Here is a 21,109-nt window from a genome sequence, read left to right as displayed (position 1 = left end):
TCTCTATGGTCGCAAATACCACGCCAAAATTTTTAAAATTTGTTAAAACCCGCATAAAATAAGATAAAAGCCTTATTTTCGCATAATTGATTTAATACTATGAAAAATTGGACTTTTAGGCAATGGAACACCGTTTCAGGATGGGTGATTTTCGTCATTGCGTTTTTCACGTACTTGTCCACAATAGAACCCAATTTCAGTTTTTGGGATTGTGGAGAGTACATTTCTTCTGCAGTAAAGCTTGAAGTAACGCACGCTCCAGGAGCGGCTTTATTCCAGATAGTGGGTGCCGTGGCAGCCATTTTTGCATTAGGGAAAGGCGAGAATTACTCCATCGTGATCAACGCGATGTCTGCATTGTTCAGTGCGCTGACTATTTTATTTTTGTTTTGGACGATCACTCATTTTGTGAGAAGACTTTTAAACAAGGATTTTGAAGAAATTACTAAACATCAGGAAATCTCCATTTTATTTGCAGGAGCAGTTGGAGCACTTTGCTTTACATTCTCAGATACATTCTGGTTTTCTGCGGTAGAAGGTGAAGTTTACTCAATGGCTTCAATGTTTATCGCTCTTTTGGTCTGGTTGATTACGAAATGGGAAAATGAGTATCAGGCAGCAGACAGTGAAAGATGGATTATCCTTATTTTCTTCGTTTTAGGACTTTCTGTTGGGGTACACATGATGTGTATGCTGGCAACTCCTATGGTATGTCTTGTATATTACGCAAGAAACTACAAGTTTACATGGAAAAATTTCATCATCGCTAATCTGATTACGCTGGCGATTCTGATCATTGTTTTCAAAATTATTTTCCCTCTGATCATGACGATGTTCGGAAGACTGGAAATATTCTTTGTAAACGGTCTTGGACTTCCTTTCCACTCAGGAACAATTGTAGCGTTCATTCTGATGGCTGCCCTTAGCTATTTCATTATCAGATATGCCAGAAAAACAAAAAGAAATCTATATCAGACTATAGCTTTATCTGTAGTGTATATGATTATTGGTTTCTCTTGCTGGATGGTAATCCCAATCAGAGCGAATGCTAACCCGCCAATGAACCTGAATGATCCGGATACTGCAATTGGTATGCTGGATTATTACAACAGAGAGCAGTATGGTGACTGGCCTACAATCTACGGACAAAACTATACCGCGTTCCTTGATGCTAACGGAATTGAAAAAAATGAAGACGGAAGCTTTAAGACAAAGAAGACCGGTGAAATCTACGAAAAAGATGAAAAAACCGGAACGTACAGAAAAACTGGAGACCGATTCAATTATGTATTCAACAAGTCTCAGGTAAGCTTAATGCCAAGAATGTTCAACGAGGATAAAGATGTAATGGCCAACTACATTTCAATGTATGGAGCGCCTGATTTTACATTCAATTATGCGAATGAAGATGTGGCAGACAATCCCCAGGCTAAGCAGATTTTTGATGAACTGAGAGCGAAGTATGAAGATAAGTCGATTACTGCTTCTGATTATCTGAAAGTAAAACCTTACAATCTTATCAACGTACAGAAGCCTTCTTTACTTCAGAATATGGATTATTTCATTTCTTTCCAGAACGGATATTATTTTGTAAGATATCTGATGTGGAACTTTGTAGGAAGACAGAACGACCTTGAAGGAAACATGGAAAGTACGAAAGGAAACTGGATTTCCGGTATCCCTTTCATTGATAATGCTATTGTAGGAAATCAGGATAAAATGCCTGCTAAATTTAAAAATGAAAGTACAGTAACCTTCTTCTTCCTTCCATTGATTTTAGGATTGATCGGATTCTTTTTCCAGCTGAACAGGGATTTTGGAAGATTCTATGCATTACTGTCCTTATTTATTATAACCAGTGTGGGAATTGTTTTTTACACAGGAGTAAAACCTTTCGAACCTAGAGAAAGAGATTATGCAATGGTAGGTTCATTCTACGCTTTTGCGATCTGGATCGGACTGGGAGCGGGAGCTATTTTATGGTTCTTACAGTCTAAAATAAAATCTAACGGAGCTAACATCGCTTTGGGAGTTGTATTATTAGGAGTTCCTTTTATGATGGGCTTCCAGAACTATAATGTTCATGACAGAAGTAACCGTTATACAGCCTATGATTATGCTTATTCAGTTTTAAAATCATTACCGAAAGATGGCATATTGTTCGTTTACGGTGACAACGATACTTATCCGGTTTGGGCAATCCAGGAAACGGAAAGATTCAGAGATGACGTTAAGGTAGTAAACTTTACTCTTGCGTCTACACCCTGGAACCTTGATCAGGTGAAAAGAAGAACTTACAATGCAAAGGGAATTCCTAGCCAGCTTACACACGAAGATTACAGAGATGGTGTAAACGACCAGATCTATATGATGAAGAAAGATGACTGGGAAGGAGTATTCTCTATGTTGAAAGAACAGGGAGTTCCGGATACGGAGTTCAAGGATTTCAGAAAATATCTTACACAGGATTCTTTAACATTGAAAGAAGCAATCAACTTCATTAAGTTCAAATCCCCTGAAAAAGATCAGCTACTGAAAATGTACTTCGGAGAAGAGAAATATGAGAAATATAACATCCTTCCTGTAAACAAATTCATCCTTCCTGTAAATAAGGAAAATGCATTAAAAGCAGGGATCATTAATCAGGCAGACCTTCCTAATGTAGCCAATCAGATTATGATTACTTACAAAGGAAATACTCTTTATAAAAATAACCTGATCCTGATGGACCTATTGGCGAACTTCGACTGGAAACGTCCAATCAACTTTTCATCAGGAGGAATCTATGACAGTGAAAATATTTTCTATCTTAACGATTATCTTCAGTTTGACGGTTTCAGTTACAGATTAGTTCCAATTCAGACACTGCCTACACCTGATGGTGATATGGGAAGAGTAGATGCCAATTCTCTTTATAATGTGGTGAAAAATTTCAGATGGGGGAACTTTAAAGATCTGAATGCTCATTTTGACGAAACAGCTACTTCTAATATTATCAGCTACAGAATGTCAGCAAGCAGAGCTGCTTCAGCACTTGCATTAAGCGGACAGAAAGCAAAAGCAATAGAAATTCTGGATCTTGCAGCAAAAGAAATTCCTGCTGAAAAATACAATGATCCCCGTTCACTAAGCTCTATGGTATCAGGATATATTATTGCAGGACAGGAGCAGAAAGGTCTTCAGCTTGCAGAAGTGCTTAAAAAAGGAATCTTTGAAGAATACGATTATTACCAAAGCCTTTCTAAAGCTGACCAAAGCTATCTGAGAAGACAGATGAGAACAAAACCAATGGAATATTCTCTTGTAGTTTCAGCAGTTACAGATGCTTATACTAAAATTGGACAGAAAGAAAAAGCATATGCTTATCTGGTAAAATCTATAGAGCCAATTGATAAGAAGTTCAATGATTTTGTAAAAGATCTTGAGCAGATGGGCAAAGAAAAAGCGATGAAAGAATCTGAAGAAGTTCAAAAGATCACGCCATTCTATCAGTATCTATTTGATGTAATGGAACCTTTTGATTCTACTTATTCGAAAGAAAAAGAAAATCAGATTACCACTGCGATTATCAAAGCAACAAAATAAAATACTTTTAAAAACGGAACTTCGGTTCCGTTTTTTTATTATTGGGAATCCTGAATTTTAAGATTATATTTGTGGAATTAAAAATACAGAATGCCCGAAACACAAAATAGCAGGTTCCCAATCTATGCCGTCATTGTTACGGTTCTTTTTAAACTTCTTTTTTTACTGACGCACTACATTCAGGAAGATGCATTTATCACCTGGAGAGTAGCACAAAATCTTTTGGATTATGGAGTAATAGGTTTCAATGGAGATACCAAAATTTCTGCGTCCACTACACATCTGTACGTTTTTGTGTCCTACATTTTTAATCTGGTTTTTGGAAAAGAATATTTTATAGAACCTCTTTTGATCTTCAATTCAATACTGTTTACAATAGGGACATTATTTCTGTCTCATCTGGTTCTTAGAAACCCCTGGCATAAGGCTGCTTTCATATTTTTAGTCGGTATTCTGCCGCCGGCAATTAAGATTTCAATCCTTGGAATGGAATACGGAATTCTGTTTTTTCTCGAAATGGCATTGCTGTATTACGGGTTCAATAAAGGTAAGAAATGGGTGCTGACTCTTCTTCCGGTTCTGATTATGTTTACAAGAATTGATACAGTTATATTCTTAGGAATTGTATTTCTTGTCGATATATTCTGGAACAGAAAAATCAGATGGAATTATATTTTCGGAGGTATTCTGGGAGGGGTACTTACAGTCGCTTTTAACTGGTTTTATTTCGGAGAAGTGGTGAACAATACCATCACTGCAAAGAAGCTTCTGTATGAAGAGAGCTTTACTTTCCAACAGCATATCGGTTATTTTTTCAAAAGTTTTGGGAACTTCTGGGGAATGCTGAAGCTTCCGGGAGATTTCAATCCTGTGACCGTCATTGTCCTTATTTTTGAACTTCTTTGTTTCATTTACCTAATCAGACAGAGACAGAAGAGAAACTATTTTTTATGGATCATCTTTATTTTCGGATGGACAAAACAAATTCTTTTTATCTCTCAGAAAAGCCTGTTCGACTGGTATTACTGGGTGCCGCAGCTTCTGCTTTTCGTTCCGGTTCTTATCTTTGTACTGGAGCAGAAAGAGAAGAGAAACCTATGGCTGTCTATGCTTACTCTGTTTTATATCCTTCCGATGCTGGCATTCCAGACTATTCACTGCATTGCTACCGGAAATGGTGAGTGGAACTACAGAAGAACAATCGGATTATTTTTAAATAAATACGAAAAAGATAAAAACCAGTGGATTTTGCTGGAACCTGCTGGCTATGTACCTTATTTTTCCGGATTAAAAACAATTGATGAAGTAGGTCTGGTAGACAAGCAGATTCAGGAAGAGATCAAAAAAGATAAAGTTAATTACTGGATCAATACCGTAAAAGCCAGAAAACCAAAATACCTACTTTCTTATAAAAATCTTTACGAAGGAAATGATGCAGATTCTGAATACTATCAGACGCATTATAAACTGTTAAAAGAGTTCAGAGTGAAAGACCACCTGAACAGTGATAACAAAATTTTAGAGAAAATCTACCATCTGAAACCTTCCGGAACAGATTATAATTTATACATAAGAGTAGATTAAAAATAAAAATTAAAAAATCAGAGAGGTAAAATTATGATTAATCTTCAATAGTTATACCTCTCTGACACCCTCTAATGACACCTAATCCCTGAAAAAATGAAATACTGTGCTTTTCTCCGCGGCGTTAACGTAAAAGGAACCAACATGAAAATGGCTGATGTCTGCCAGGTTTTTAAAGAAGCCGGAATGGACGGGGTAACGTCTATTCTGGCCTCCGGAAATATTGTTTTTTCTTCAGATAAAAATGCCGGAGATTTAAAGTTACTGTTAGAAAAAGCAATGTCAGAGCGTTTTTCCTATGAAGCCTTTCTGTTTATAAAATCTCAGGAAGAAACAGAGGTTTTCTGGAACAGTATTCCTTTTGAAACCAATGAAGGATTTCATATTTACGCTTTCGTAGGAATTCCCGGGGTAGAAAAAGTTTTGCTGGAAGAGTTTCAGAAAGCGGCTCAGGCTGAGAATGAAAGGGCTGAAATCGTTAACGATATTTTTTACTGGAAGGTTCCAAAAGGGAATACATTAGATTCCGTGTTTGGAAAAGTTTTAGGAAAGAAAAGCCTGAAAGACCAGTTCACCAGCCGGAATATCAATACATTTGAAAGGGTTTTAAAGAAAATGAATGCCTGACGATCTATGGTTGTGAATAGCAGAAAAAGTCTCTTTTCAAACTGCGGACATGACTGCAATATTCTTCCAAAACTCACTTACCCCCTTTCGGAAGTACCTCGACCTGGTTATATAACCGTCCCGAGGGTCTTCGGAAGTCCCTCTGCCCCCTTAGGTAAGTGGCTAAAGGTACTTAGGTAAGTGCCTCGAGGCTCTTAAGAAGGGGCTCGATACCGTTGAGCAACTGGCTGGAGACCGTTATCCAAGTACCTGGAGACACTTCAGAACTCCCTAAAGCAATAATCTGTTGCTGTAATCACATCCGGAAAAGATAATTTTGGATTTATAGTAAACAGTCTAGCCCCAAACAAAGGATAAAAATCCTTCCCCAATGCCAAGTCGCTGTTGTCCAGAGTTTGAAATATAAGATCTCCGTTCTGTCTTTCTCTTTTATGACTTCCGGTTCCCGAATCTTACATCTATTCCCGTCAAATAATTTCCATTTGTGAAACTTTCTCAGTATTTTTACTGAACTTTTTAATGACAACAGTATGATTCAGTATTTAGATAATATTCAGCACAAAGATTCAAAGAACTTTTTCCTTATCGCAGGACCTTGTATTATTGAAGGTGAAGATATGGCGCTTAGAATAGCTGAAAAAGTTATAAACATTACAGACAAGTATAATATTCCTTATATTTTCAAAGGAAGCTTCAAGAAAGCCAACAGAAGCCGTGTGGATTCTTTTACCTCAATTGGTGAAGAAAAATCTCTTGAGATCCTTAAAAAAGTAGGAGAGACGTTCAATATTCCTACCACAACGGATATTCATGAAAATGAACACGCCGCACTGGCCGCACAATATGTGGATGTTTTACAAATTCCTGCTTTCCTTGTACGTCAGACCGATTTATTGGTAGCAGCTGCAAAAACAGGTAAATGTGTTACCCTGAAAAAAGGACAGTTTCTTTCTCCGGAATCCATGAAGTTTGCCGTTCAGAAAGTGACAGATTCTGATAATCAGAAGGTAGCGATCATTGAAAGAGGAAATTCTTTCGGATATACAGACCTGATTGTAGATTACAGAGGAATTCCTACGATGAGAGAATATGCTCCCGTTATTTTGGATGTTACCCATTCATTACAGCAGCCTAACCAGAGCTCAGGAGTTACAGGAGGAAGACCGGATCTTATAGAAACTGTTGCCAAAGCAGGAATTGCTGTGGGAGCAGACGGAATTTTTATTGAGACACATCCTACACCGGAAACGGCATTATCTGATGGCGCTAATATGTTAAGACTTGATTTATTAGAAGATTTGTTACAAAAATTAACAAGAATTAGAGAATCCATTTTGTAATTGTTAAAAAAACATTAATTTTAGAAATTCTAAAATATTTCTTTTGAAAAAACTAGTTTTACCGCTAAGCCTTATGGTTCCTGTACTGCTTTTCTCCCAACATAGGAAAAAGGATACAGTGACCACTAAAGTGACCGATATAGAGGAAGTTGTCTTCCAGAAAAAAACAACCGGAAGAACCAACGACCTTACCAATGTAAGAATTTCAGCAAAAGAAGCTAAAGCAGTAGCTTCTATTAATGGGGGAATTGAAGGGTTGCTAAAAACATTACCTTCCGTAAACTCCAATACTGAGCTGTCTTCCCAATACATGGTTCGTGGTGGAAACTATGATGAAAACCTTATCTACATTAATGATATTGAGATCTACAGACCTTTCCTGATCAGAAATTCTCAACAGGAGGGGATGAGTATCATTAATCCCGATATGGTTTCCAGTGTGAATTTTTCTGCCGGAGGATTTGAAGCCAAGTATGGTGATAAAATGTCTTCTGCTTTAAATATCTATTACCGTGAGCCCGAGAAATTTGAAGTTTCGGGAGAAGCAAGCTTAATTGGGGGCAGACTGACAACCGGTCTGGCTTCTAAAAATAAAAAGTTTACCGCTTTATTTTCCGGAAGATACAGAAACACTAATCTTGTTCTTAATACCTTAAAGGAAGACACGGATTTTAACCCTACCTATTGGGATTTCCAATCTTATCTTAACTATCATGTCAATGACAAATTCTCTGTATCATTCATAGGATATTATTCTAAGAATGATTACGAAATGATTCCTAAGCAGAAGAGTGTTACTTTCGGGAGTCTTCAGCAGCCTATTACCGTTAACATCGGATATGGAGGTAAGGAGAATGACCAGTATAAGAACATGATGGGTACAGTTTCTATGAACTATAAGCCTGCAGACAAATGGAAGCTTACGTTGGATGCTTTTGCCTATCAGAACAGAGAAAAAGAATATTACACCATACAGTCAGCCTATGAATTGCAGACATTTGATCCTAAGACTCAGGAGCCTGTAGCTTCTTATGACGTTGGCGGGCAGATAGAGCATGCCAGAAACGATTTATTTGTAAGAACTTACGGAACACAGTTCAGGGCTAAATTTTCTCCTAATATAAATACCGATATCGAAGTCGGCTTTAAATACGAGAAAGAAAACCTTAAAGACCTTACCAACGAATGGAAACTTGTAGACTCTGCAGGATACAGTCTTCCAAGACCGGAAATCATTGATCCGAGAACCGGAGCTACAGGAGACCTTAAGCTGGCTTATTATATTGCAGGACAAAATAATATAGAACCTACGAGGCTTTCGGCTTATGCGCAGTATTCACAGAAATTTTACTGGGGAGCCAGTAAAGTATTTGTAAATGCCGGAGTGCGTGTTGCCAACTGGAGTTTTAATAAAGAAACCATATTCTCACCAAGAGCTCAGTTTGCCATAAAACCGGACTGGGACAGTGATATGTTGTTCAAAATTTCAGGAGGTATCTACTATCAGGCTCCTTTCTACAAAGAAATCAAAGATCTTGATGGTAATTTCAACCCGAATATAAAATCACAACGCTCTATCCAGGTAATTCTAGCCAACGATTACGAGTTCCAGATGTATGACAGACCGTTTAAACTGACAACGGAACTTTATTACAAGAAAATGGATAACCTGATTCCATATTATATGGATAATGTAAGGATTCGTTATGCCGGACAGAATAATTCTAAAGGATATGCATACGGTATTGATACCAGATTGTTCGGTGAATTTGTTCCCGGAGTAGATTCTTGGTTATCTGCAAGTTATGCGAGAGTTTATGAAAACATTGATGGGAGAGGAGATATTCCGAGACCTACCGATCAGAGATTAAGATTTGCAATGTTTTATCAGGATTATATGCCGCAATTCCCTTCTATGAGGGTGAATCTTACACTGGTATATGCAATGGGACTTCCAACGGGAGCGCCTGTTATGTTTAACAGTAACGGACAGCCTGATTTTACTTCAGCATACAATTACCAGAAAACACTTCCGTCTTATAAAAGAGTGGATATCGGTTTAACAAAAGTATTTATTGATCCGAAAGAGAAGAGCAAGAGATCCGGCTTCTGGGGTAACTTCGAGGAACTGACATTAGGCGTTCAGGTATTCAACGCATTTAATATCAACAATACGGTTGCCAACCAGTGGATCACAGATTATAATTCTACATCCACTAATATGTATCCGGTTCCGGTACGTCTTACAGGACGTTTCTTTAATGTAAAACTGGAATTCAGACTGTAGAACTGCCTTTGATTTTTCAATACTATTGAATAAAATCTGCCCAGCCTCCTAAGTCTGTGAGAAATAAAAATATAGAAAAAGCTTCCGAAAAATATTCGAGAGCTTTTTTGTTTTCCGGAATTTTATAACAACAATACTAAATTTTATAACAACGGTTTCATAGATATTTCTAACTTTGTCCTGTCAATGAAAAAGATTCTTGCCATATTGTTCTCTATTTTCTACTTCGGGTTTTCTTCCGGAGCAGCTTTCAGCGTTCATTATTGTATGAAAGAATTTGTTTCTGTGAGTAAGAAAGTAGATGACATCTGCGGAAAATGCGGCGTTAAAGATAAAAAAGGATGCTGCAAAACAGAAATAAAAATAGTAAAAGTAGATGATTCCCAAAAGTCTGATTTTCTTAAAATCGATTTTTTAAGTGCAATCTCAGAAATTCCGGTGAAACATCAGTTTACGGATATTGACAAATCTTTTTCGGCTACGAAATTTACTCAGATCCAGATCAATGCACCGCCCGAATACCGCCCGGTACCGATCTACATCAATCATTGTAATTTTAGAATTTAGAATCTGTCAGTCGTTTCCGGTAGTGTAAAAATACTGCTGCAGACGATATGCACTGACGCATTTACCTATGCGTTGCCTATTTATTATTCTTTATAAAAAATTAATTCTAAAATTTAAAACAATGAAAAAGTATATCATTACAGCAGCCTTATCTCTATTCTCAATTATTTCACTTTCAGCACAGTCTAAAAAGGATGCGCAGGTTTCTAAACTGTATCAGAATTACATCGCAATCAAATCAGCGTTGGCTTCTGATGATGCTGAAAAAACTTCAAAAGCAGCAAACGAATTTATAAAAACAGCTTCAACCATTGATTATAAATTAGTCTCTGAGGGAAATCTTAATGTTCTTAGAAAAGATGCCTCTGTAATTTCTGACGCAAGAAATGTAACTGCGCAAAGAGAAACTTTTTTAAATCTTTCAGACAATATGATTGCGCTGACCAAAGAGTTCAAGGTTTCTGAGAAAACAGTCTATGTACAGTATTGCCCTATGGCAGACGGCAACTGGCTAAGTGACGAAAAGCAGATCGTCAACCCTTACTACGGGAAATCTATGCTTTCTTGCGGAAGTGTAAAGTCAGAAATTAAATAATTATTGTATTATTCTTTAAAATAATGAGTTGTATACCTCGAGTTATCATTAGCTTTAAGGTATACAGCTTCTAAAAAGTTCGAAATATTATGAAAAAACTAATAATGTTTCTGCTTCTTTTATTCTCTGTTTTTACTTTCGCACAAACTGCAAAAACGTATTATACCTGTCCTATGCACCCTGAAGTAGTCTCTCCAAAACCAGGAGACTGCCCGAAGTGTAAAATGACTCTGGTAAAGAAAACGGTGGTTATAAAGCCTAAAGCAGCCGCTCAGCCACAGGTGAAAGCTGTACCCAAAACAGAGCCCAAAATAAAACCGGCAGAGACAAAAATCAATAAAACCAAAGTTGAAAAAAAGAGTGATTTAAAAAAAGTAAAGAAGACTCAGGAGCCTAGTAAAGCTAAGATTACAAAGCCTTCAATACTTCAAAAATCACAGATTTTATTCCCATCTAATCCTCAATCCCAGGCTAAAGCTTCTTATACCTGCCCGATGCATCCGGAAGTTATTTCCTCTCAACCGGGAAACTGCCCGAAATGCGGGATGGATCTTATTGAAAAAGAAAATTATCAGCCTAAAGCTGAAGCTCAGAAAGAAGAAAAGTCTGTTTTGAAAAGAAATTCTGAAAACGGGAAAGTTACTTTTGGAGGAAAGACAGTTCGCTATGATCTGTATGTAAAAGATACCATTGTTAATTTTACAGGAAAAAACAGAAGAGCGCTCGCTATTAATGGAAAGCTTCAGGCTCCTACTTTATATTTTACGGAAGGAGATACTGCTGAAATTTACCTGCACAATATGCTTAAGGAAAACACAGGACTCCACTGGCATGGCGTCATTCTTCCAAATGAACAGGATGGCGTTCCGTATCTTACTACTAAACCTGTAAAGCCGGGCGAAACTCATCTTTATAAATTCAGAGTATCTCAAAATGGAACGTACTGGTATCATTCTCACGAAGCTCTGCAGGAGCAGATAGGAATGAACGGTATTCTGGTTTTCAAAAAAAGAGAAGGAGAGCCAAAAACCGAGTATAACGCTGAAATTCCTGTACTGTTAGGAGACTGGAGTGATGATGATCCCATGCAGATCGCCCGAAGACTTCACATGGCCAATACAGACTGGTATGCAGTGAAAAAAAATGCTGTACAGAGTTATTGGGAAGCTATCAAGTCCGGAAATTTCGGAACGAAAGCCTTAAATGAATGGAAAAGGATGGAAGCAATGGATGTAAGTGATGTATATTACGATAAATTCCTGATTAACGGGACTCCCAGCTCAGACTATTCCAATTTAAAAGCGGGCGATAAAGTGAGATTAAGAGTGGCAAATGGCGGATCGTCTACTTATTTCTGGCTGAATTACGGCGGCGGAAAAATAAAAGTGGTAGGAAATGATGGTAATGATGTAGTTCCGATAGAAGTTGACCGTTTGATAGTAGGGGTTTCAGAAACCTATGATATTGAAGTGACTATACCTGAGAATAAAAGCTTTGAGTTCCGGGCGACTTCAGAAGACAGGATAGGGCATGCTTCACTTTGGCTTGGAGCAGGTGAAAAGGTTGAAGCTCCCAATCTTCCAAGACTGATGCTTTTTGAAGGAATGAAAATGATGAACGGGATGATGGAAATGAGCGGGAATATGAAGCCGATGAACATGACAATGGGTAATCAGATGATGGATATGAACGAAGTAATGTACCCGGAATTATCTGAAAACCAAAGAAAAACTACTGCAAAGCACATCAATGAGATGATGGGAGTGAAGAGTAAAGAAGAGAAAAAAGAGGACCACTCTCAGCATTCAGGGATGGATATGAAAGAGGAGAAAACCATTAAAAGACTGTCTTACAATATTTTAAAATCTCCGGAAAAAACAATTCTTCCAACAGACAGTATCCGTGAGATAAAGTTTACTTTAGAAGGAAATATGAACCACTATCTGTGGACATTAGATAATAAAACGGTTACAGAAACGGACAAGATCATGATCAAAAAAGGGGAGATCCTTAGAATTAAAATGTATAATAACTCTATGATGCGGCACCCGATGCACCTTCATGGTCATGATTTCAGACTGATTAATTCAAAAGGGGAATATTCGCCATTGAAAAATGTGGTAGATATTATGCCCATGGAAACGGTAACGATAGAGTTTGCGGCTAATCAGGATGGTGACTGGTTTTTCCACTGTCATATCTTATATCATATGATGGCAGGAATGGGAAGAATTTTCAGTTATGAAAATTCTAAACCGAATCCACAGCTTCCGAACAGAAAACTGGCATGGAAAAACTTTATTCAGGATAATAAAATGACCAGTTCTATGGCGATGCTGGATGTAGCAAGCAATAAGATACATGCTGAAACAATGACGATGTTCGGACCAAGATGGGCGAATCTTAATGAGTTTCATTCTAACTGGAATTTTGATCATTTTGAAGGAAGCGCTAAAGTGGGAAGATTCCTAGGGAAATTCCAATGGGCACTGCCTTATGCAGGAGTCAGAGTTCAAAAAAATCATGAGATTATGGAAAGAAAGATGGCCGAAGATATGGGAATGGATTTTCATGGTAAGAAGACCTGGTTTGGACAGCAGAAAGCTTCAAAAAACAAGTTTGCATTCATTGTCGGGATGCAGTATGTATTACCTATGCTGATTACTGCTGACGCAAGTGTAGATCAAAACGGGAAAGTTCTTTTAGAGTTGAGCAGAGAAGATATTCCGCTTTCCAGAAGGCTGAGAGGAAACTTCAGTGTCAATTCAGATGGTGAATTTTCTACGGGAGTGAGATATATCGTTCAGAAATGGTTATCTCTTTCAGGAAATTATGATAACGAAATGGGATGGGGTGCTGGCCTTACTTTTACCTATTAATTAAAATCCATTATATATAAAAAGACTGTCTCATTGAGGCAGTCTTTTTTCTTAACCCAATGATTTGTAAAGAACTGTAAATAATTATAATCATCTTTGTTATTCTGTGAAAATCTGTGGTCTAAAAAAATTACAAAACATAAAGAGGATCAAAACAAAAGCCACCTCAATATTGAGATGGCTTTATTCTATTTAAATCAGATGTCTTATTTAGAAGCTTCTGCAGTTTTTTTCTTTTCTGTTGGGGTGTAGGTCACCTTTTTTATATCAACAGTCATTTCTTTCAGACGTTTTGCCACATTTTCAGGCATTTCTTTCTGATACCTTCCTCCAATGACTTCTGAAAGGAATTTTTCTGCTGCGGCATTCATAGCCATGCTGTTAACCGGTTTGCGGAATCCGTGGCCCTCATCATCAGCAAGAATATAGTCAACCTTTTTACCTTTATCACGAAGTGCAATGACAATCTGATCGGCTTCTGCCTGCTTTACCCTGGGGTCATTAGCACCCTGAACAATCAGCAATGGCTTATTGATTTTATCTACACTAAATAGGGGACTTGCATCATGCATTAGTTTCTTACCCTCCTCAGTTCTGGGGTCACCTACCATTCCGTATAGGAAAGCACGTCCGGATTCCCAATACGCAGGTACTGAATCCAGTAGGGTAAACAGGTTGCTTGGTCCTACAATATCTACTCCGGCAGCATACACATCGGGCGTGAATGCAAGACCTGCCAGTGTAGCGTATCCACCGTAGCTTCCTCCCATAATGGCAACCTTATTTTTATCAGCAATTCCCTGATCAATCAGATATTTTACTCCCCACGTGATATCATCCTGCATCAGTTTCCCCCATTGCAGGTCTCCTCCGTTCTGGAACTTTTTACCATAGCCTCCGCTTGCCCTGAAGTTAGGCTGTAATACAGCGTATCCTCTGTTTGCTAAGAATTGTACTACTGAGTTATATCCCCAATAATCTCTGGGACCTTTTGGGCCTCCGTGAACTAAAACAACTACAGGAACATTCTTTCCGGTTGACCCCACGGGTAGAGTCAGATAAGCAGGAATTTCAAGTCCATCGCTGCTTTTATAGCTGACAGGAGTCATAGGAGCCAGATACTTTTCTACTTTTTTCAGTTCTGCTCTCGGAGTATACTGGAAAATAAGCTGTTGGGTTTTAGGATCAAAGAAATGAGCTTCGGAAGCATATTTATCACCTCCTACGGAGACTAGAAATTTAGAATAATCATTCGTTGAGCTGGCAAAGCTGACCTCTCTTCCAGGGAATTTACTTTGTAAGAATTTATAGTTGGCTTCCCACGCTTTGTCTTTCCAGTAATATTCGGTTTTATCTCCGGTATAAGAAGTGGAAATGATTTTTCTGGTATTTCTGTCCATAAATAACCCTCCAAAATCTACTTTGCCTTTAGGATCGCTTTCTACTTTTGTGATTTCCTTTGTTTTTGGGTCCATCAGGAATAATGCCGACTTGTCCAGGTCTCCTTTATTAGTCACCAGGTAGAATTTAGAATTATCTTCATTCCAGCTTGTAATGTATGCATTTTCAGTTACCAGTGTCTCATAGATAGGGCTTAGCTTCTCGCCCTCTTTATAAAAGAAGGTCGTAGTTCCTTTATCGTCTGTTTTGGATAAAACTCTCAATTTTTCATCCCAGTCGAAGTCATACCCTGTAATACGATCTTTATTTTCATAGATTTTTTTCAGTTCGCCGGTAGAAATCTTCAGTGAGTATAAGTCATGCCATGCTTTATCACGGTTGTTGAGCCCTATCATCAGCTGGTCAGGATCTTTTCTGCTTATCAGATAGATCTGGACTGCCACTTCTTTGAGAGGTGTTATATTTCTTGATGCGGGAACTCCGTTGGTTGCTTTTGCCATAGGATCTACCGCAAAAACGTTCATATTTTCATCGCCATTATTGTCTTTTACATACAAGATGTATTTTCCGTCTTCTGACCAGAAATAGGCATTAATCGGACGCTTGCTGTCTGTTAATGGGCGTGCTTTTTCAAAAGGTTCATCAATCTTTTTTACCCAGATGTTCATGATTCCCCCGTATTCTTTTGTAAATGAGATCCATTTACCATCGGGACTCAGCTGTCCTCCCGAAATTTCAGGGTTTCCAAAGAATAACCCCCTGTCCAGTAATGGAGCTTCCTGCGCTTTTGCCGTATTAACTCCTATCAATAAGAGCAGTACATAAAAAATTCTTTTCATAGTATTTGTTATTTGATTGTGATGAATAGATGATTATACTTTTTTACATATTCTTTTTTATGGTGATTTTTTCAAAGCTTTACATTTCCAGTTCTATAATTTTTCTTGCCATCTTTTGATGAATGCTCTCAGGAATCATACTCATCAGGAAGTTACGCAGTGTATTTCCCCGTTCCCATTGAGAAAATTTCCCAATACTACGGCTTGTACTGACAATATAATCCACCTTTTTCCTTCTTACATTTTGAAACGCTTCAAAAACAGCATTAAAGTCCCTGTCTTTCTCCAGCAATCTTCCGATAATATAAGCATCTTCAATCGCCTGGCAGGCTCCCTGTCCCATATTCGGAGTCGTGGCGTGTGCGGCATCACCAATCAGGCACAGGTTTTCAGAATACCATGTTGGAATAGGAGTGAGGTCGGAAATGTCATTACATATCAGATTTTCTTCAACAGTGGCTTCAATAATATTTAAAATTAAAGGATCAAAATCATGATAAATATCCCGTAACTTTAAAGAGCTGTCAAAGCTATTCTCATTGATACATGCATACCAGTATACTTTTTTGTCAGAAAGTTTGACAAAGCCAAACCGTTTTCCTTTTCCCCATATTTCGAAGGCCTCCTGATGGTATTTCTCCGGCAGATCAAAATCCAGCAGGCCACGCCAGCATTTCTGGCCTGAGCTTCGGATAATTCCGGTTTTTAAAATCTGCTTTCGGATAGGGGACTTTATACCATCCGCTCCAAAAACTATTTTACTTTCAATTTGAATTTCGTTTTTAAAATCTAAGACGTAATTTTCCTTTTTCTCTATTTTTTCCAAAGAATGATCCAGCTTAATAGAATTAGGATTTAAGTTTTCAGCCAGAATCTTCTGAAGATCGGCCCTGTGGATGGCTACATTACAGGAATTGTACTGGTTTTCAAGTTCAAGTACCTCTGTTTTGGAAATAGGTTTTAAAGCTTCATTGGCTATTGTAATTCTGTGAATTTTATTTCCGGCATTCTCAATTTTTTCTTTCAATCCCAATTGGTCAAAAACCTGCATCGCATTAACGGCCATCATTATTCCGGCTCCCACAGGTTTTATTTTCGGAGCAGATTCATAGATCGTAAAATCATACTGATGCTGCTTCAGAACATTCCCTAATGTAAGTCCGCCAATTCCGGCTCCGATGATTGAAATGGTATTCATGAGATTGATTCAATGCTTGTTGATATAAAACTTATAACGCTAAAATATAGCTCTCTGATACTTTTTTAAAACCATATTTACTGAAAAAATTATGGGCTCCATGATTGTTCACACCGCTTTCCAGTAAAATGAAGCTTATGTTCCAGCCTTTAGACGCCTGAATGGCTTTCTCCAAAAGTTTGCTTCCAAGAGACTGCCCGCGTACCGACTGGTCCAACAGCATATCTTCTAAAATCGCATACTTTTTAAAAGGGCTGTTGATCACATTGAAAACCATCATTCCGACAATCTCTCCGTTCTCATTTTCTGCAATTAAAATATTCAGTTTAGAACTGCCGTCAGAATTAAAATCTGTAATGAGCTGCTCTGTTAATATCACTTCGAGATCTGGATTCCAGTGATGAGAATCTATCGCTCTTCCGGACATCATTTCGCCATGGGAAATATAGGAATCAGTTTTATGGGTGATAAAAAAGTCTACCAGTTCTTTTACACGTGCTTTATCAGTGAGCCATTTTGTAGTATATTTCATAAGTGTTTGGTTTTAAATATTTTTCTTCTCAACAGGAGGGATCATATCTCCCGGACTAATGGTGTACAGCAGAGGGGGATAAACGAAATCCAATGATCTGTTTTCCTGACCTCTCAGTTTAAAAAACTCTGATTCCTGTTCTTTGTTCGCTAATGTCAATACTTCCCCAGTTGAAAAATGAGGCTTTTCATTATTGAACTGAACAGATATTTTCGACTTTCGGAACGTAATTCCCAGCCATTTATTATCATTGGCCGCCTTTTTTGGATCAGGTGCTGTATTCAGCACAATTTTATGCTGAAATTTTCTGTTGGTTTCCACAGAAAATAAAATAACAGAGTTATGGTGCAAAATAATTTCAAATTCTTCATCTGTTAATTTATCTTTCACGACAAGTTTTCTCAACTGAAAATCTTCCAGTTCGTCCGGCTGCTCATAGCATGAGAAAAGTCCTATAAAAGAGTTACTTTCTAAATCTAAAGCCTGATCGGAATGAAAACCCATCTTGGAGTAAGTAGAATCATACACTTCAATTAACGCATTGTCAAAATACTGTACCGGTATTTCTGTATTTTCGGATAAAAGAGTTGCATTAATCTGTTCAATAAGTTTCTCATGAATTTCCGAAAACGCAGCTGCCGGAATATGATATCGGGTCGTGGTTCTTACAATTGAGATATCTTTACCTTCCACTTTTACCAGATGATTTCCAAGTCTTCCTTTTCCTGTTAACTCAAATTCAGCTGAATGGAATAAATCCATAAACATATTACGGTCTAAAGGAAGCTGTATTTTTTGAAAGTCGCTTCTATTCATTTTTTCTATTAAAATATAGGTTTCTCATAATCTCCTGAGTTCATGCTGAAATGAACTTTGCCATATTCTATCATGTTTTCAGTGCTGTTTTCTTCATAATAAGAACTTCTTAGCTCTTCACGAAGTTCCGGGGTCATCTCTTCAAGCTTAATATAATGGCCATTTTCTTTTATATAAGTCTGATTATCGGTATGCATCGCTTCCACATTAGAACAGCGGACTACATATCCCATTCTTATCGGGATTTGATTAACGCCCAAAACTGAAGGTCTGATTTCATGAGTATACAGCCTATTAGTAGAAAGGGGAATAAAAAACGCAGAATTTGGATATAAGGTAACGGTAAACTCTTTTTCCAATGAATCGTCTTCAACTGTTTTTTTCAACCTGAAATGAAGTCTTGTTAAAGCACTTGTCTGTTTATAACACCAGTCGAACCTGTCAGTAGCTGAAGGTTTTAATTGTTCTGTATTTGAACGGTCATAGAACGTACAAAACGCAATAAGCCCTTCTTTAGGCATATCTTTCGTTTTGTCGGAATGGGCTTTTATTTTGGCTTTTACTTCCTTATCAGAATCAGTTACTTTTTTTTTATTTTCATAAATCTGTACAAGAGCATGGTTCATGTCTGTGCTGTACTCAAAAGTATCCTGTACACATTCATTCAGAAGGTTGATAATATTTGTATCAATTTCACGGAAATTATCGGTAGGTCCTGTTAAATTGCTTGAACATCGTAAAAGGTTGTAGTGAAAAGCTTCTTTTCCTTCCCCGGTAATTTCTTTGGTAACTTTACTCAGGTAGATTCCTTTTCTGAAAGCCTTAACTTCTTTGTTAGACTCTGTTAATTCCTGAAAGTCGTGTTGAGATTTAATGGTATCGAAACTGTAGTCATCACCAAACAGTTTTCTGTAATAAACTCCGGCATTGCTGATAATAATGGGAACTTCTCCCAAGCTTACTGTTTTTAAAAAGTTTCCAGGATAATTATCATCATTCACCGAAAGTTCTTTTATAACGGATAAATACAGAGTGTTTTCTTCAAGGCTCTTAAGGTCTCCGCAAACATAGATTTTTTTGTTGCTTACATCAGTGTTTATATCAGAAAGTCTATCGACAACCGATCCGCAAAAGTGATCCATTAAATATTGAAGCTCCGGATTGATATCATTATCCTGCTGTAGAACAACAAGAATATTTTTGTCTCGAGTAATTTTATTTTCAGATGGTAGAGTAGTCATTGTTTTTTTTAATAAGCTATTATAAGGTATTAGTTGAATACAATTTTAGTTTTGTTACAAAAACTTATGAAATAGAATTTAGATTCTTAAACTCTTTATCCCCAGCTCCTGAACTTGTTATCTATAATTTTTGTGATTTCAATAACTTTTTTCTGAGCACTTTCATTATCCACCCTGTATTCAGTAGGTATCTTGTCGTAATTCATAATTTCATCGTAAGACAGAAATCCTTTTAAATGATATAATACTCTAAAGATAATATGGTCCATACGCCAGCAAATAGAAGGTTCCATATTTTGTAATTCCTCATTTTCTGTTATTCTGCTTTCACCACCAATCCAGATACTTCCATCAAATTTGAACGCAATATTCTTATAATCTGATTCTGATTTATCATATTCAGGATGATTAAAGAGTATTTTCCATCTTGGAATTCCTGAGAAACGCATGCTGCAAAATATAGGCTGGAATAGTTTCTTACTTGTATCTACATCAGAAATATTTTTTGGAAGTTCGGTGTAAAAATGATCAAAAACTTCAATAAGATGGCCCAGATTCGGTTTAATAAATTCAATATAACGGGCAATAACAAATCCATTTTCATTCGATTGACTGATTGAGGGAATATAGAACAGATCACCCGGTTTGGGCTTTATTAATGATTTCATTATAAAAATATTTTAATATTGATACCTATAAAAAACGGAGCCTGAAAACAGACTCCGCCTATAAAAATTTTTACGCTAAAATTATTTACCTAGGTAAGATTTCAGGATCTTGCTTCTGGTATTGTGTTTTAGTCTCTTAATTGCTTTTTCTTTGATCTGACGAACTCTCTCTCTTGTTAGATCGAAAGTCTCACCAATTTCCTCTAAAGTCATTGGGTGTTTTCCGTTCAGTCCGAAGTATAATCTTACCAAATCCGCTTCTCTTGGAGTCAGCGTATTCAATGCTCTTTCAATCTCAATTTGTAGAGATTCAAGCATCAGATCTTTATCTGGACTTGGAGATTCTCCTGAACGTAATACATCATAAAGATTAGAATCTTCACCTTCTACAAGAGGTGCATCCATAGACAGGTGTCTACCGGAGTTTTTCATAGATTCTTTAATATCTTCCTCGCTCATGTCAAGAACTTCAGCCAATTCTTCCGGAGAAGGTGGTCTTTCATTTTCCTGCTCAAGGTGAGCGTATGCTTTATTGATTTTGTTGATGGAACCAATTTTGTTCAACGGAAGCCTTACAATTCTTGACTGCTCAGCCAATGCCTGTAAAATTGATTGACGGATCCACCATACTGCATAAGAGATAAATTTGAAACCTCTAGTTTCATCGTACCTTTTTGCCGCTTTCATCAATCCTAAATTACCTTCATTGATCAAATCGGGTAAAGAAAGACCTTGATTTTGGTATTGTTTAGATACAGAAACTACGAAACGAAGGTTGGCTTTGATTAATTTCTCCAGTGCAGCTCTGTCGCCAGCACGTATTCTTTGTGCCAATTCTACTTCTTCGTCCGCAGTAATCAGTTCCACTTTACCAATTTCCTGCAAATACTTGTCTAATGAAGCAGTTTCCCTGTTGGTAACCTGCTTAGTGATTTTTAATTGTCTCATTT

15 protein-coding genes are annotated in these 21,109 nt (G+C 37.4%); 8 read left to right on the top strand and 7 right to left on the bottom strand.

The window, feature by feature from the left end; genetic code table 11:
- The first annotated feature begins 99 nt into the window (after positions 1-99).
- The 8 genes from AC27VX_RS04785 (at position 100) to AC27VX_RS04750 (ending at position 13,464) form a co-directional block, all read left to right on the top strand.
- Positions 100-3,585 (top strand): glycosyltransferase family 117 protein, encoded by a 3,486-nt coding sequence (locus AC27VX_RS04785; RefSeq protein WP_488694151.1) that lies wholly within the window; start codon positions 100-102, stop codon positions 3,583-3,585.
- Between the two features lie 90 nt (positions 3,586-3,675).
- Positions 3,676-5,169: a DUF8728 domain-containing protein gene (locus AC27VX_RS04780; protein WP_300687381.1), complete on the top strand. Its 1,494-nt coding sequence runs from the start codon at positions 3,676-3,678 to the stop codon at positions 5,167-5,169.
- 96 nt (positions 5,170-5,265) lie between these two features.
- Positions 5,266-5,796, top strand: coding sequence for a DUF1697 domain-containing protein (locus AC27VX_RS04775; protein ID WP_488694149.1), 531 nt, complete (start codon positions 5,266-5,268; stop codon positions 5,794-5,796).
- A 530-nt stretch (positions 5,797-6,326) separates the two neighbouring features.
- Positions 6,327-7,136: a 3-deoxy-8-phosphooctulonate synthase gene (gene kdsA, locus AC27VX_RS04770; protein ID WP_076351837.1), complete on the top strand. Its 810-nt coding sequence runs from the start codon at positions 6,327-6,329 to the stop codon at positions 7,134-7,136.
- A gap of 43 nt (positions 7,137-7,179) precedes the next feature.
- Complete coding sequence (locus AC27VX_RS04765; protein WP_236859457.1) at positions 7,180-9,423, top strand: TonB-dependent receptor plug domain-containing protein; 2,244 nt, start codon at positions 7,180-7,182, stop codon at positions 9,421-9,423.
- Positions 9,424-9,609: 186 nt separating this feature from the next.
- A complete protein-coding gene (locus tag AC27VX_RS04760) occupies positions 9,610-9,990 on the top strand; it encodes an HYC_CC_PP family protein (RefSeq protein WP_236859456.1) in 381 nt (126 codons plus the stop codon).
- Positions 9,991-10,111: 121 nt separating this feature from the next.
- A complete protein-coding gene (locus AC27VX_RS04755; RefSeq protein WP_488694146.1) occupies positions 10,112-10,585 on the top strand; it encodes a DUF3347 domain-containing protein in 474 nt (157 codons plus the stop codon).
- Between the two features lie 89 nt (positions 10,586-10,674).
- On the top strand, positions 10,675-13,464 hold the full coding sequence (locus tag AC27VX_RS04750; protein WP_488694144.1) for a multicopper oxidase domain-containing protein: 2,790 nt from the start codon (positions 10,675-10,677) through the stop codon (positions 13,462-13,464).
- A 206-nt stretch (positions 13,465-13,670) separates the two neighbouring features.
- On the opposite strand, the gene AC27VX_RS04745 is transcribed toward AC27VX_RS04750, so the two are convergent.
- The 7 genes from AC27VX_RS04745 to AC27VX_RS04715 form a co-directional block, all read right to left on the bottom strand.
- Positions 13,671-15,704, bottom strand: coding sequence for a S9 family peptidase (locus tag AC27VX_RS04745; protein ID WP_236859454.1), 2,034 nt, complete (start codon positions 15,702-15,704; stop codon positions 13,671-13,673).
- A gap of 79 nt (positions 15,705-15,783) precedes the next feature.
- Complete coding sequence (locus AC27VX_RS04740) at positions 15,784-16,902, bottom strand: FAD-dependent monooxygenase (protein WP_300687392.1); 1,119 nt, start codon at positions 16,900-16,902, stop codon at positions 15,784-15,786.
- Positions 16,903-16,933: 31 nt separating this feature from the next.
- Positions 16,934-17,434 (bottom strand): GNAT family N-acetyltransferase, encoded by a 501-nt coding sequence (locus AC27VX_RS04735; protein ID WP_236859452.1) that lies wholly within the window; start codon positions 17,432-17,434, stop codon positions 16,934-16,936.
- 12 nt (positions 17,435-17,446) lie between these two features.
- A complete protein-coding gene (locus tag AC27VX_RS04730; protein WP_488694141.1) occupies positions 17,447-18,250 on the bottom strand; it encodes an alpha-ketoglutarate-dependent dioxygenase AlkB in 804 nt (267 codons plus the stop codon).
- Between the two features lie 8 nt (positions 18,251-18,258).
- Positions 18,259-19,491, bottom strand: coding sequence for a hypothetical protein (locus AC27VX_RS04725; protein WP_488694139.1), 1,233 nt, complete (start codon positions 19,489-19,491; stop codon positions 18,259-18,261).
- 95 nt (positions 19,492-19,586) lie between these two features.
- A complete protein-coding gene (locus AC27VX_RS04720; RefSeq protein WP_488694137.1) occupies positions 19,587-20,159 on the bottom strand; it encodes an Imm26 family immunity protein in 573 nt (190 codons plus the stop codon).
- A gap of 81 nt (positions 20,160-20,240) precedes the next feature.
- A complete protein-coding gene (locus AC27VX_RS04715; RefSeq protein WP_002979276.1) occupies positions 20,241-21,107 on the bottom strand; it encodes a sigma-70 family RNA polymerase sigma factor in 867 nt (288 codons plus the stop codon).
- Between the last annotated feature and the right edge of the window lie 2 nt (positions 21,108-21,109).

The sequence above is a fragment of the Chryseobacterium sp. 14P4.3.2 genome (genome assembly GCF_057799275.1).
Note: the sequence above shows the minus strand (reverse complement) of the source record. Positions and strands in the feature narration are given on the sequence as shown.

Excerpts from the sequence above, each read along its gene's own strand:
- AC27VX_RS04785 (WP_488694151.1), top strand. The coding sequence starts at position 100 with ATGAAAAATTGGACTTTTAGGCAATGGAACACCGTTTCAGGATGGGTG.
- AC27VX_RS04780 (WP_300687381.1), top strand. The coding sequence starts at position 3,676 with ATGCCCGAAACACAAAATAGCAGGTTCCCAATCTATGCCGTCATTGTT.
- AC27VX_RS04775 (WP_488694149.1), top strand. The coding sequence starts at position 5,266 with ATGAAATACTGTGCTTTTCTCCGCGGCGTTAACGTAAAAGGAACCAAC.
- kdsA (WP_076351837.1), top strand. The coding sequence starts at position 6,327 with ATGATTCAGTATTTAGATAATATTCAGCACAAAGATTCAAAGAACTTT.
- AC27VX_RS04760 (WP_236859456.1), top strand. The coding sequence starts at position 9,610 with ATGAAAAAGATTCTTGCCATATTGTTCTCTATTTTCTACTTCGGGTTT.
- AC27VX_RS04755 (WP_488694146.1), top strand. The coding sequence starts at position 10,112 with ATGAAAAAGTATATCATTACAGCAGCCTTATCTCTATTCTCAATTATT.
- AC27VX_RS04750 (WP_488694144.1), top strand. The coding sequence starts at position 10,675 with ATGAAAAAACTAATAATGTTTCTGCTTCTTTTATTCTCTGTTTTTACT.
- AC27VX_RS04745 (WP_236859454.1), bottom strand. The coding sequence starts at position 15,704 with ATGAAAAGAATTTTTTATGTACTGCTCTTATTGATAGGAGTTAATACG.
- AC27VX_RS04740 (WP_300687392.1), bottom strand. The coding sequence starts at position 16,902 with ATGAATACCATTTCAATCATCGGAGCCGGAATTGGCGGACTTACATTA.
- AC27VX_RS04735 (WP_236859452.1), bottom strand. The coding sequence starts at position 17,434 with ATGAAATATACTACAAAATGGCTCACTGATAAAGCACGTGTAAAAGAA.
- AC27VX_RS04730 (WP_488694141.1), bottom strand. The coding sequence starts at position 18,250 with ATGAATAGAAGCGACTTTCAAAAAATACAGCTTCCTTTAGACCGTAAT.
- AC27VX_RS04725 (WP_488694139.1), bottom strand. The coding sequence starts at position 19,491 with ATGACTACTCTACCATCTGAAAATAAAATTACTCGAGACAAAAATATT.
- AC27VX_RS04720 (WP_488694137.1), bottom strand. The coding sequence starts at position 20,159 with ATGAAATCATTAATAAAGCCCAAACCGGGTGATCTGTTCTATATTCCC.
- AC27VX_RS04715 (WP_002979276.1), bottom strand. The coding sequence starts at position 21,107 with ATGAGACAATTAAAAATCACTAAGCAGGTTACCAACAGGGAAACTGCT.